This is a genomic window from Alloyangia pacifica (assembly GCF_003111685.1).
GTDB classification, from domain to species: Bacteria; Pseudomonadota; Alphaproteobacteria; order Rhodobacterales; family Rhodobacteraceae; genus Salipiger; species Salipiger pacificus_A.
The window spans coordinates 94,237-106,579 of the sequence record NZ_CP022193.1 but is presented as its reverse complement, the minus strand read 5'-3'; the positions used below and the strand labels follow the sequence as shown (position 1 = coordinate 106,579).

Sequence of the window (12,343 nt, the reverse complement as noted above, 5' to 3'; positions counted from 1 at the left end):
CATGACACTGGAGCGCGTCCAGAAGGGGCTGGCGATCCTCGTCGGGGCCTTCGTCTTCTACACCGCCGCCACCGGCCCATTCGAAGGGCTGATCCAGCGGGCGATCTTCCTCGCCCTCGTGGCCTCCCTCGGCTTCGCGCTCTACCCGCTGGGCGCCGGGAAATCCTGGCGCCCGCTCGGGCTCGCCATCGACCTCGTGCTCTGCGCGGTGACGGTGGGGGCCTGCGGCTACGTGGTCTGGAACTACGATGAAATCATGACCTCGCTGCCCTGGGCGACGACGCTCGACATGGCGCTGACCGTCGGTCTGGTGCTGTCGGTGCTCGAGCTCGGGCGGCGTACAGTCGGGCTGATCTTCCCCGTGTTGGTGCTGATCGGCATCGGCTACGCGCTGTTCGGCAACCTGCTGCCCGGCGCGCTGAGCCACCGCGGCTTCGACGCGGCCTTCGTGACCGAGACCATCTTTCTCGGCGATCTCGGCATCTGGGGGATGCTGACCGGCGTCGCTGCAACGGTGATCGCGGCCTTCGTGCTTTTCGGGGCGCTGCTGCTGCATTCGGGCGGCGGGCAGGCCTTCATGGACCTGGCGATGCGTCTCGGCGGTCGCCAACCGGGCGGCGCGGCGAAGATCGCCACCATCGCCTCGGGGCTCTTCGGAATGATCTCGGGCTCTGCCGTGGCCAATGTCGCCACCACCGGCAATTTCACAATCCCGATGATGATCCGCCTCGGCTACCCGCGCCCCTTCGCAGCGGCGGTCGAAGCCGTGGCCTCGACCGGTGGGCAGATCGCGCCGCCGATCATGGGTGCCGCCGCCTTCGTCATGGCCGAGATCCTCGGCGTGCCCTACACCACCATCATCGTCGGCGCGATCCTTCCGGCCGTGCTCTTTTACGTCTCGGTCTTCGTCACCGTGCATTTCGTCGCGCAGCAGCGCGGGCTTGCCGTTGTGCCCGAGGACGAGATGCCCGACTGGAAAACCATCACCGCGCCGCGCCGGGTGTTGCCGATCCTCGCCGCGCTTGGCGGTCTTGGCATCGGCATATGGCTCGGCCGGTCGATCGCCACCGCCGCCTTCTACGGGGTCGTCGGCCTGCTGATCGCCTTCGTCGCCACCCAGGCCGGACGGCTGAACCCGCGCGAAATGGCCGGGCGGGTGATCGACGGGCTCGAGGACGCGGGCAAGGGCATGGTGATCATCGGCGTTCTGCTCGCCGGGGCGCAGGTGCTGGTCTCGATGATCAACATGACCGGCATCGGCGTGACGCTGTCTTCGCTGATCGTCACCATGGCCGGCGACTCGGTCGTGCTGGTGGCGATCATCGTCGGGCTGGTCTGCCTGATCATGGGCATGGGCCTGCCGACCACCGCCGCCTATGTGCTGGTGGCCGCGGTGCTCGCCCCGGCGATGACCGCCGTGGGGGTCGATCCGCTCGCGGCGCATCTCTTCGTGTTCTACTTCGCCACGATCTCGGTGATCACCCCGCCCGTCTGCGTCGCGGTCTTCGTGGGCTCGGGGATCGCGAACACCAACTGGCTGCCCGCCGCGGGCGAGGCGGTGCGGCTTGGCGCGGTGACCTACCTCGTGCCCTTCCTGCTTCTGCTCTATCCCGGCATGACCATGTCGGGCGGCATCGTCGGAATCATCGAAGCTGTGGCTGCGGGCATGGCGCTGGTGCTGGCGGTTCCGGCGCTGCTGAGCGGCGCGCCCCTCACCGGAAAGCGCGGTCTCGACATTCTATTGCTGCTGGTCATCATCGCGCTGGCGATCTGGCCGATGCTGGCCACGCCATTCGTTGCCCTGGCGATCTTCTTCGGCGCCCGCGCGGTGGGCCGCGCACAGGGGAGGGCCGTAGCATGAGCGTGGTGCGCATCGGTACCGGCGCGGGCTTCCAGGGAGACCGCATCGCCCCGGCCGTCGATCTGGCCGAGCGTGGAGAGCTGGATTTCCTGATCTTCGAATGCCTTGCGGAGCGCACCATTGCGCTCGCCCAGCAGGCGCGGCTTGCCGATCCCGCGGCCGGGTACGACCCGCTGCTCGAGCGCCGCATGCGCGCCGTGCTGCCCGCCTGTGCCCGCAATGGCACGCGGATCGTCACCAATATGGGTGCGGCCAACCCCCGCGCCGCTGCAGAGCGCACCCGCGCCGTGGTGCGCGAGCTTGGCCTGCCCTTGACCGTGGCAGCCGTCACCGGGGACGATGTGCTGGGCCTCGTCGGCGACAGCCTGCTGACCGAAACCGGCGCGCCGGCGCGGGCCCTCGAAGATCGGCTGATCTCAGCCAACGCCTATATCGGCGTCGCAGGCATCGTCGAGGCGCTCGACGCCGGAGCCGACATCGTGATCTGCGGGCGCGCCTCGGACCCGGCGCTCTTCCTCGCCCCGCTGGTACACCGCTTCGGATGGGCGATGGACGACTGGGCGCGGCTCGGACGTGGCACGCTGATCGGCCACCTGTTGGAATGCTCGGCGCAGATCACCGGCGGCTATTTTGCCGATCCCGGGGTGAAAGAGGTGCCCGATCTCGCGGAGGTGGGCTTCCCGCTGGCAGAGGTATCGGAGGATGGTACCGCGGTGATCACCAAGCTGCCGGGCACCGGCGGCCTGGTCACCCGTGCCACCTGCACCGAGCAGCTGCTCTACGAGATCCATGATCCGGCACGCTACATCCAGCCGGATGTGGTCGCGGATTTTTCGCAGGTTGAGCTCGAAGAAGTCGGCCCCGACCGAGTGCTGGTCACCGGTGGCTCGGGGCATCCTGCGAGCGGGCAGCTCAAGGTTTCGGTGGGCTACCGCGACGGTTGGCGCGGCGAGGGGCAGATCTCCTATGCGGGGGCCAATTGCGTGGCGCGCGGACGGCTGGCAGCCGAGGTGGTGCATCGGCGCCTGGCGGATTTGGGAGGGCGCATCCTCGAGGAGAGGTCAGAGCTCATTGGACTGGACGCGGTTGCGCCCGCGGCGGCGCGCGGCGCAGCGGATCCTTCCGAGGTCCGGCTCCGGATCGCTGCACGCTGCGCCGACGAGGAGGCCGCGGAACGGATCGGCGAGGAGGTCGAGAGCCTTTATCTCTGCGGCCCGGCCGGTGGCGGAGGTGTCAGCCGTTCCAGCCGCGAGATCATTGCCGTCGCCTCGACGCTCATTCCCGCCGCATCGGTCTCGGTGCGCGTCGAACTCACCGAGAGGATCGAGGCCTGAGCGCCTCGGATCCCGGTATCCGAAGGAGGACGCCATGAAACTGCACGAGATTGCGCATGCCCGTACGGGCGACAAGGGCGACACTTCGAACATCTCGGTGATTGCCTACAGGGTCGAAGACTGGCCGCTGATCGATCGCGAGGTGACGCCCGAGCGGGTGGCGCGGCACCTCGGCGGCGTGATGGCGTCGGACGTGACACGCTACGCGTTGCCTCAACTGTGCGCATTGAACTTCGTGATCCGCGGTGCGCTCACCGGTGGCGTCACCCGCTCGCTCGCGCTCGATGCCCACGGCAAGTGCCTGGCTTCGGTTCTCCTGGAGATGCGGCTTTGAGCATTCCGAGGTCTCGCTAGTCCTGCGCGTCCGCTGCGCCCGCGCTCACGGCGACCGCCGCAGCAAGAAGGGTTCGGGGTCAGAACATTGTCTTCCGTCCCGTATGCCGCCAGATGCGCGGAGATGCTCTCTTGACGACCGGCCGCCACGACGGGTGGCGACCAGTCCGGTCTGGTGCGGCAAGGCTGCGCCGATCAATTGTCGGCGCAGAAGCCGGGATCGTCCGCGTTGCAGACGTCGAGGCCCGTGAAGAGCGGATCGTCCACCGTTTCGCCATTGATCAGCTGGATCATGACGTCCGGCGCCCGTAGCCCCATTTCGAAGGGACGTTGTCCGACCTGGGCGTGGCTGCGCCCATCGCGGAAGGCCTTGGTCTGCGGCGGCAGGGTGTCGCCGGCGATGATGACCAACTCCTTGCTCTGCAGCTTGTCCATCACCTGGTCTGTCACCTGCGCGTATGCCTGCGGCGCGAATTGCGCCCATCCGCCGATGAGGATGAAGGCGTCGAGATCCGGGTTCGCGGTGAAGACGTCCGACATCTGCTGGTTCGCGAGGTCGGCCTGATCATTTGTGAAGACCGGGCATCCCTCGATTTCGGTCCAGCCATTCTGGCCGGTGAGCCGGTCTACGCCTTTCTCACCCGCGGCGGTGTCACGGAATCCCTGCGCCCGGGCGTTGATGTTGTCCGCCGCGACGTTGCCGAGCTGCAAGCAGACGGTGCCGCCTTCGGTCTTCAGCTTGGCCGCCTCTTCCGCCATCTTGACGCCCATCAGGTAGTTGTCGGTTCCGAGGTAGGTTGCACGCAGATCTCGGTCTTCGGCAATGAAATCGGCGTCGATGGTCATCACTGGCACCTCCGGAGCGATCGCGCGGACCCTGTTGGCCATGGCAGGTGCATTGGAGGGCGAGATGGCGATGGCCGCGACCCCGCTGGTCAGAAGGTCATCGACGATCTGTACCTCGCCGGCCTCGTCGGTCGAAGAGGCCGGACCGGTGTAGAGGCACTCGTACTCGCTGTCCGCGTGCTCCTTCATCCACTGCTGGCAGCCGAGGTTGATCTGCTCGAAGAAGGGGTTGTCGAGCCCCTTCACCACGATGGCCAGTGTCTTGCTGTCCTGCGCCATGACGGCGCTGGTGGAGAGTGCCACAAGGGCTGTCGTCGCCAGAATTGCGATGTCACGTTTCAATTTCAGTCCTCCCTGGGGTTGCGCGTTTCCTCTCGCCAGGTCCCGGGTTCAGCCCGGGTACCAGGTGTGACGAGGGTCGTCGGAGCTTCGCTCGAAGCTCCATGCTCGCTCGATCAGGACCTCAAGATCAGTAAGGGGGTGCCAGACCAGTTCCGCCCATGCCCGTGCGTTGCTGATCCAGTTGCTGCGAAATGAGATGGCGATGTCGACACGTTCCAGTCCGCCGGTCTGCGTCAGCAATGCGGCGACGCGGCCATAGTCCATGGGCTGGTTCATCGAGATATTGAAGAGCCTGCGTGTTGCGGACGGGGTGTCGAGCGCGGCGAGTCTTGCGGAGACCAGATCGTCGACACGCAAGAAATCCCTGCGCAGCGGCCCGCCGTACCGACCAAGCATCAAAGGAACCCGCATCTCCTCCTCCACGCGAATAATAAAAGTAATAATATTTGCAGCTAATAATTGGTCAAGTATGATTATCGCAATCGCAGCCTGGATCCGCCGAGTGCTTCGGCGCGGGCTGCGGACGCCGGAAGGTGACAGATTCCATAGGAGCCAGGGAGGAGACCGAAGGGTGTCACGTCTGCAATTGAATGGAATATCGAAGCATTTCGGGGCCATCAGGGCGCTCGAAAATGTCTCGCTCGAGATAGGCCCTGGCGAGGTCCTGGGGCTCATGGGCGACAACGGTGCAGGGAAATCGACGCTGGTTAAGATCATCGCCGGAAATTTCCGCCCATCCTCGGGAGAGATGCGAGTCGACGGCCAGGCGGTCGCCTTCCACCAGCCGGTCGAAGCGCAGCGCGCCGGGGTCGAGGTGGTCTACCAGGATCTTGCGCTCTGCGATCACATGACCGCCGCGTCGAACGTCTTTCTGGGGCGCGAGCCGACACGGAGGCTCGGCCCAATCCGCGTGATTGACTACCCGCGGATGCATGCCCGGGCCGGCGAACTCTTCCAGCAGCTGAAGTCGGAGACCCGGCCGCGCGACGTGGTGCGCCGGATGTCAGGAGGGCAGCGGCAGGCGGTGGCCATCGCCCGCACGCTGCTGTCGAAGGCCAAGCTGGTCTTGCTCGACGAGCCCACTGCGGCAATCTCCGTGCGGCAGGTGGCCGAGGTGCTCGACCTGATCCGGCACCTGCGGGACGAGGGGATCAGCGTTCTCCTGATCAGCCACCGCATGCCCGATGTCTTCGCGGTCGCCGACAACATCGCCGTCCTGCGCCGTGGCGCTCTGGTCGCGAGCAAACCGGTCGGCTCGAGCTCGCCAGAAGAGGTCACCGGCCTCATCACCGGCGCGATCGACAAGGCCTGAGAAAGGAAGCCCATGTCCTCATCAATCGAAGATGTCATCGATCTGGCCCAGCATCGAAGTGCCGTGGCCCGTGTTGCCAACATGCAGGTGTTCTGGGTCTTTCTAGCAGCGGTGATCGCCTGCGTCGCGCTCAGTTTGGCTACAGATTCCTTTGCCACCTCGCGCAACCTGTTCAACGTCTCGCGCAACTTCGCCTTCGTCGCGATCATCGCCATCGGCATGACTGCGGTGATCGCCTCGGGCGGGATCGACCTCTCGGTAGGCTCGACGGTCGTCCTTACGGCGATGGTCATCAGCGTCCTGATGGCGGCGGGCCATACCTTTTGGCTTTCGGCGCTCGCCGCCCTTGGCGTGGCGCTGCTGGTCGGATTCATCAACGGGGTGTTGATCGCCTACGCCGGGATGCCCCCCTTCGTGGTCACGCTCGGCATGCTCTCGGCCGCGCGCTCGGCCGCGATGGTCCTGTCCGACAACAAGATGATCTGGGAGTTCGGACCCGACCACGACCTCTTGCTCTGGATCGGCGGCGGGGCGACGTTCGGGCTGCCTCATCCGCTTTTTGCGCTGATCGCTCTGACGCTGGTGATGACCTTCGTGTTCCGCTGGACCCGCTGGGGGCAGCATTTGTTCGCCATCGGCTCGAACGAGCAGGCGGCAACGCTTACCGGCATTCCGGTGTCGCGGCTCAAGGTCTCGGTCTACATGTTCTCGGCATTCACCGCCGGGTTGACGGGTATTCTGATGGCCGGATGGCTGGGCAGCGTGACGACGAACCTTGGCAATGCGATGGAGTTGACGGTGATCGCAGCGGCGGTGATCGGCGGCGCCAACCTCAACGGCGGAGAGGGAACGGCGCTTGGCGCGGTTGTCGGTGCCCTGCTGATCGAGGTCATCCGGAACTCGCTGATCCTGCTGGGAGTTTCGACGTTTTGGCAAGGCATGTTCATAGGGACGTTTATCGTGATCGCCGTGGCATTCGACCGCATCCGCCACATGCAGCGATGAGCTAGACCTTGCTCGGGGCGCCGGTATACAGACGCCCGGGGGCCAACAGGAGGGCGGCATTTGCGACCGACGATGATGGATGTGGCGGCGCGGGCGGGGGTCTCGCAGGCGACGGTATCGCTGGTCCTGAACGGCAGCGCGGGCGCGCGGCTCAGCCAAGCCACCCGCGAGCGGGTCCGCATGGCCGCGGAAGAGTTGGGCTACCACCTCGCGGCGCGCGGCCAGCCGAAGATGCCGGTTGAGTCGAAGATGATCGGCTTCGTTGTGGACGAGCTCACCTCCGATCCCTGGATGTCCCTGGCGTTCGATGGCGCGCGGGAGAAGGCGCTCGAACAGGGCATCGCGGTGACCTTGGCGGTGCTGCGCGGCGAAGAGGCACTCGAAGACCAGATCCTCGAGCAGATGGCGCATCAGCAGGTCTTGGGTTTTTTATACGGCACCATCCTGACGCGGCAGATCAGCCCGCCCAAGGTCTTCTTCAACACGCCGACTGTGTTGGTCAATTGCTATGATCCGAAGCGCAAACTGCCCTCTGTCTTGCCGGGCGACCTCGTCGGCGGGCGGACAGCGACCCAGCGGTTGATCGAGGCAGGCTGCCGGCAGATCGCGTTTATCAATGGCGAGGAGGGTATCGACGCGTCCCGCGACCGGCTCCGCGGCTACCGGCAGGCATTGTCGAGCAACGATCTTCCCTTCGATCCCAGGCTCGTCGTTCCGGGCAACTGGGAGCCCTCGGCCGGATACGATGGGACGATGGCGCTGTTCGCGTCGGACACGCCTCCCGACGGGATTTTCTGTGCCAACGACATGATGGCCCTCGGCTGCTATGACGCGCTTCGCGAGTTGGGATTGCGGGTTCCTGAAGACGTCGCCGTAGTGGGCTTCGACGATCGAGAGATCGCCCAGTTCATGCGGCCTCCGCTGACCACATTGGTCCTGCCCCACGCGGAAATGGGGGCGATCGCGGCAGAGATGCTTCTGGACATGGCTGGGGGCATGCCCAACAGGCATGACCAGATCAAGGTGGAGTGCCCGCTGATCGAGCGGAACTCTGTTCAATCCTCGGCAGACGGTTCACGAGAAACCGGCCGCTGACCTCTGAGCCGTGCATGGTCTGCGCCGATCGCCTCGTCGTGCAGCGTGGCCGTTGATCTGCCCCCACCGATCGGCCCAAGTTGATTGCTGACCCATGGTCGGCCTGCGATCTCCGGGTATGGAGATCTCTGCGGCCGGGGCTCTGAATCGAGGCGCGCTGATAGGCCAAGCCATGCGGACATGCCCTGCTCATGAAGGAGCAAGGTGCATTGGCTCTTTTTTTATACCCGATGTTCGGATATATATGACCAGTGTTCGCCGGAAAAGGCCATCCAGATGACCAACAAGCTGCTCGTCGTCGATCCGATTGCTCAGTTCGATGTTCTGAAAGGTCTGGCGAGCGAGGTACGTATCTCGATCCTGAAACTTCTGGCGAAGACCGGCCCAATGAACGTCAATCAGGTCGCGGCCGAACTCTCTCTCCCGCAGTCCACGATTTCTTCGAACATGCAGATTCTCGAGAGCGTGGGCCTTGTCGCCACCGACATCCAGAAGGCCCGCAAGGGCAACCAGAAGGTCTGTCAGCCAGTCTATACCGAGATCCTCGTGGCTCTTGGCGACCAGAGACCGGAGGTGCGCGACGACGAGATCGAGGTATCCATGCCGCTCGGTCTCTATTCGCAAGTCGAAGTGACCGCTCCCTGCGGGCTGTGCTCTGCCGAGGGGGTGATCGGCCTGCTCGACGTGCCCGATACCTTTCTCGATCCCGAACGCATGAGGGCAGGGCTCCTCTGGTTCACCAGGGGCTTTGTTGAGTATCAGTTTCCCAACAATGCCAAACTGTTGAACAAGCCGGTTCAGTCTCTCGAGTTCTCTATGGAGCTGAGCTCCGAAGTGCCGGGCACCTCCGCCGACTGGCCCTCCGACATCTCGCTGAGTGTGAACGGGACTCATGTCGCCACCTGGACTTCGCCCGGCGATTTCGGCGACAAGCGGGGGGTTTTCACACCCGCCTGGTGGAAACTGGCGGGGTCTCAATACGGCAAGCTCAAGACGTGGCGGATCAACGGCGAAGGTACCTACGTTGACGGCTTGCGGGTTTCGGATGTGACGTTGACGGATCTGGAGGTCGACAGGCACCGTTCGATCCGGGTCCGCATCGGCGTGCGAGATGATGCCGAGCATCCCGGAGGGTTGAACATCTTCGGGCGCGGTTTTGGAAACTATGATCAGGACATCACCATGCGCCTGCGGTGAGCCCCCAGAAAACACTTGACGGAGCCCCCGTCCCTCGCAACCATATCGGCATACACGGTACAAACCGGAAGATAGGGTACATTAGGGAGAGATCGCATGAGGGCTCGTGTCACCGCGCATGCGCGCTACACCATCGCGGATATCGACAAACGGCTTTACGGCTCTTTCCTCGAGCATCTGGGTCGGGCCGTGTATACCGGCATATATGAACCCGATCACCCCAGCGCCGATGCCAGCGGGATGCGGCAGGACGTGATCGACCTCGTCCGCGAACTTGACACGCCGATTTGCCGCTATCCGGGGGGCAACTTTGTCTCTGCCTACAACTGGGAGGATGGTATCGGCCCGAAGGAGGATCGGCCGACCCGGCTCGATCTCGCGTGGAAGACGCTCGAGAACAACCATGTGGGCATTCACGAATATGCCGACTGGGCCGAGAAGTCCAACATCGAGATGATGCTTGCCGTCAATCTCGGCTCACGCGGCCTCGATGAGGCCCGGAGCTTCGTTGAATACGTGAACCACCCCGGCGGCAGCTATTGGTCCGACCTGCGTCGCAAGAACGGGCGGGCAGAGCCTTGGGCGGTGAAAACGTGGTGTCTGGGGAACGAGATGGACGGGCCCTGGCAGGTCGGCCACAAGACGGCCCGCCAATACGGCCAACTTGCCAATGAAACGGCCAAAGCGCTGCGGGCCTTCGACAGCGATCTCGAACTGGTGGTCTGCGGATCTTCCCACTCGGACATGCCGACCTACCCGCAATGGGAGGCCACCGTGCTCGAGGAGACCTACGACAATATCGACCACATTTCGCTGCACATGTATTTCGAGAACTACGAGAAGAACACGGCGAACTTCCTTGCTCTCCCGGAAAAGCTGGATCGCTATATCGGCACGGTGAGTGGCGTGATCGACTTCGTGAAGGGCAAGAAGCGGTCGAAGAAGGATGTGACGATCTCGTTCGATGAATGGAACGTCTGGTATCACACCAGAAAGCAGGATCAGCTCTACCTGCAAGGCAAGGATTGGAAGTACTGGCCGCCGATCCTGGAGGATGTGTACAATTTCGAGGATGTGCTTCAAGTGGGCTGCATCCTGAACACCTTCATCCGTCGTTCTGATCGGGTGCGCATCGCCTGCATCGCGCAGCTCGTGAACGTGATCGCTCCCATCATGACCAGCCCGGGCGGTCCGGCCTGGCGTCAGACGATCTACTATCCGTTCAAGCTCGCCTCGCTCCACGGTCGCGGCACCGCGCTGCAATTGGATGTCGATTGTCCGACCTATGACGCGGATATGGCAGCAGGGGTCAGCTACCTCGATATTGCCGGCGTGCACGACGCCGACTTGGGCAGCGTGACCTTCTTCGCCGTCAACCGGAACGGGAGCGAGCCAATGGAGGTCGAGCTGTCGCTCGAGAGGTTCGGCACACCGAAGACCGCAAGCCATACCCTGATCCACCACGACTATCTGGAGGCGCGGAACACGATGGAGGCGCCCGACACGGTGGTGCCGCAAGAGGGTAGCGGTGCCAAGATAGATGGAAACACTCTCAGCCTGACCCTCCCGCCCTACAGCTATTCTGTGATCCGGGTCACACTGTGACGACTGTATCGGAATATCGGGTATATACCGCCAAAATCGTTGATAGGAACCGGCAGTAGTGTAGAGTTGATCTGCGGCCGGGGTCCGGCCTTTCTTTGGGAGGAGAAAAATGAAACAAGTGTTGAGTATGGTCCTCGGGGCCACGCTTGCGACGGCTGCCCAGGCGCAGGAGACCGTCGTCTGGTGGGATTTCCTGAGTGGCGGCGACGGCGTACGGTTGAAGTCGATGATCGAGGACTTCAACACGGCACACGAGGGCGAGATCGCCATCGATGCGACCACGCTCGAATGGGGCGTACCTTTCTACACGAAAGTTCAGACATCGGTCGCCGTGGGCGAAGCCCCCGACATCATGGCCTACCACGCCAGCCGCATCCCGCTCGCCGTAAGCCAAGGCTTGCTGCAGCCGATCACTGATGCGGACTGGGAGAAGATGGGACTGAGCCAGGAGGATTTCGCAGAGTCCACCTGGAACGCGGTGACGGTCGACGGCAAGCAATACGCCGTGCCGCTCGATACGCATCCCATCGTGCTCTACTACAACCGAGAGCTTCTCAAGCAAGCCGGCCGGCTCAACGAGGATGGCACGCCCATGGGGCTCGACAGTCGCGAGGGCTTCGAAGAAACCCTTGCCGCGCTCAAGGATGCGGGCGTCGAGTATCCGCTGGCCTCGGTGACAGCCGACGGCAACTTCATGTACCGCACGATATACTCGCTCATGGGCCAGCAAGACGGCGAGCTTCTGACCGACGGCGAATTCCTGGCCGGTGACAACGCTGAGAAACTGCAGAATGCACTGTCCGTGCTGCAGGATTGGACCAATAAGAAGTGGCAGTCGACCTATACCGACTATCCCGCGACGGTTGCGCTTTTCACCTCGGGCGAAGCGGGGATGATGATCAACGGCGTTTGGGAAGTCCCGACGATGAAGGATCTGAGCGACGAAGGCAGGCTCTTCGACTGGGGCGCGGTCGAACTGCCGGTGATCTTCGACCATCCCTCGACCTATGCCGATAGCCATGCCTTCGCGATCCCGGCGAACAACGGCGTGGATGATGGCACCGCCAAGCGCGACGCGGTGCTCGAAGTCATGTCCTGGATGTCGAAGAACTCGCTGTTCTGGGCCACCGCGGGCCACATTCCGGCCAATTCGCGCGTGACGGCATCCGAGGAATATTCCCAGATGGAGCCGAATGCGACCTACTCCTCGCTGACCAAGAACATGATATTCGACCCTCAGAGCACATTCGCGGGCGTCGCTGGTCCGATGTTCGACGTGATGTCCACCTACTTTGTTCCGACGCTGAACGGAGAGATGGATCCGGCCGAGGCAGTCGAGGAAATCCAGTACGAACTCAACGACATGTAATGGTTCCGGGAGGGGCGCGCGTGCCCCTCCTTTCGTCTGACCAA

Annotated in this window: 11 protein-coding genes; 9 read left to right on the top strand and 2 right to left on the bottom strand. The window is 63.6% G+C overall.

Annotated elements, in window-relative coordinates; genetic code table 11:
* Position 1 precedes the first annotated feature (1 nt).
* The 3 genes from CEW88_RS22995 to CEW88_RS22985 are packed head-to-tail and all read left to right on the top strand — an operon-like array spanning position 2 to position 3,529.
* The gene (locus CEW88_RS22995) at positions 2-1,861 is read left to right on the top strand and encodes a TRAP transporter permease (protein WP_108970719.1); all 1,860 of its coding nucleotides are present in this window, start codon (positions 2-4) and stop codon (positions 1,859-1,861) included.
* On the top strand, positions 1,858-3,195 hold the full coding sequence (locus tag CEW88_RS22990) for an acyclic terpene utilization AtuA family protein (RefSeq protein WP_108970718.1): 1,338 nt from the start codon (positions 1,858-1,860) through the stop codon (positions 3,193-3,195). The genes CEW88_RS22995 and CEW88_RS22990 overlap by 4 nt, the downstream gene beginning before the upstream one ends.
* A gap of 34 nt (positions 3,196-3,229) precedes the next feature.
* Positions 3,230-3,529: an AtuA-related protein gene (locus tag CEW88_RS22985; RefSeq protein ID WP_108970717.1), complete on the top strand. Its 300-nt coding sequence runs from the start codon at positions 3,230-3,232 to the stop codon at positions 3,527-3,529.
* 194 nt (positions 3,530-3,723) lie between these two features.
* Here CEW88_RS22985 and CEW88_RS22980 read toward each other — a convergent pair whose 3' ends face one another.
* Together CEW88_RS22980 and CEW88_RS22975 are read right to left on the bottom strand one after the other, a co-directional pair.
* The gene (locus CEW88_RS22980; RefSeq protein WP_108970785.1) at positions 3,724-4,653 is read right to left on the bottom strand and encodes a substrate-binding domain-containing protein; all 930 of its coding nucleotides are present in this window, start codon (positions 4,651-4,653) and stop codon (positions 3,724-3,726) included.
* A gap of 111 nt (positions 4,654-4,764) precedes the next feature.
* Positions 4,765-5,127, bottom strand: a complete 363-nt coding sequence (locus CEW88_RS22975; RefSeq protein WP_108970716.1) for an NAD(P)-dependent oxidoreductase — start codon at positions 5,125-5,127, stop codon at positions 4,765-4,767.
* A 160-nt stretch (positions 5,128-5,287) separates the two neighbouring features.
* Between CEW88_RS22975 and CEW88_RS22970 the strand changes: the two genes are divergently transcribed.
* The 6 genes from CEW88_RS22970 to CEW88_RS22945 all read left to right on the top strand — a co-directional run bounded on the left by CEW88_RS22970 (position 5,288) and on the right by CEW88_RS22945 (position 12,299).
* Complete coding sequence (locus CEW88_RS22970; RefSeq protein WP_108970715.1) at positions 5,288-6,028, top strand: ATP-binding cassette domain-containing protein; 741 nt, start codon at positions 5,288-5,290, stop codon at positions 6,026-6,028.
* A 12-nt stretch (positions 6,029-6,040) separates the two neighbouring features.
* Complete coding sequence (locus CEW88_RS22965) at positions 6,041-7,033, top strand: ABC transporter permease (protein WP_108970714.1); 993 nt, start codon at positions 6,041-6,043, stop codon at positions 7,031-7,033.
* A 60-nt stretch (positions 7,034-7,093) separates the two neighbouring features.
* Positions 7,094-8,128: a LacI family DNA-binding transcriptional regulator gene (locus tag CEW88_RS22960; RefSeq protein WP_254694590.1), complete on the top strand. Its 1,035-nt coding sequence runs from the start codon at positions 7,094-7,096 to the stop codon at positions 8,126-8,128.
* Positions 8,129-8,404: 276 nt separating this feature from the next.
* A complete protein-coding gene (locus CEW88_RS22955) occupies positions 8,405-9,325 on the top strand; it encodes an ArsR/SmtB family transcription factor (protein WP_108970712.1) in 921 nt (306 codons plus the stop codon).
* 96 nt (positions 9,326-9,421) lie between these two features.
* Positions 9,422-10,930 (top strand): arabinosylfuranosidase ArfA, encoded by a 1,509-nt coding sequence (gene arfA, locus CEW88_RS22950; protein WP_108970711.1) that lies wholly within the window; start codon positions 9,422-9,424, stop codon positions 10,928-10,930.
* Positions 10,931-11,039: 109 nt separating this feature from the next.
* On the top strand, positions 11,040-12,299 hold the full coding sequence (locus tag CEW88_RS22945; RefSeq protein WP_108970710.1) for an extracellular solute-binding protein: 1,260 nt from the start codon (positions 11,040-11,042) through the stop codon (positions 12,297-12,299).
* The last annotated feature ends 44 nt before the right edge of the window (positions 12,300-12,343 follow it).

Coding starts and splice junctions, on each gene's coding strand:
- CEW88_RS22980 (WP_108970785.1), bottom strand. CDS start 4,653: ATGGCGCAGGACAGCAAGACACTGGCCATCGTGGTGAAGGGGCTCGAC.
- CEW88_RS22990 (WP_108970718.1), top strand. CDS start 1,858: ATGAGCGTGGTGCGCATCGGTACCGGCGCGGGCTTCCAGGGAGACCGC.
- CEW88_RS22975 (WP_108970716.1), bottom strand. CDS start 5,127: ATGCGGGTTCCTTTGATGCTTGGTCGGTACGGCGGGCCGCTGCGCAGG.
- CEW88_RS22945 (WP_108970710.1), top strand. CDS start 11,040: ATGAAACAAGTGTTGAGTATGGTCCTCGGGGCCACGCTTGCGACGGCT.
- CEW88_RS22955 (WP_108970712.1), top strand. CDS start 8,405: ATGACCAACAAGCTGCTCGTCGTCGATCCGATTGCTCAGTTCGATGTT.
- CEW88_RS22995 (WP_108970719.1), top strand. CDS start 2: ATGACACTGGAGCGCGTCCAGAAGGGGCTGGCGATCCTCGTCGGGGCC.
- arfA (WP_108970711.1), top strand. CDS start 9,422: ATGAGGGCTCGTGTCACCGCGCATGCGCGCTACACCATCGCGGATATC.
- CEW88_RS22965 (WP_108970714.1), top strand. CDS start 6,041: ATGTCCTCATCAATCGAAGATGTCATCGATCTGGCCCAGCATCGAAGT.
- CEW88_RS22985 (WP_108970717.1), top strand. CDS start 3,230: ATGAAACTGCACGAGATTGCGCATGCCCGTACGGGCGACAAGGGCGAC.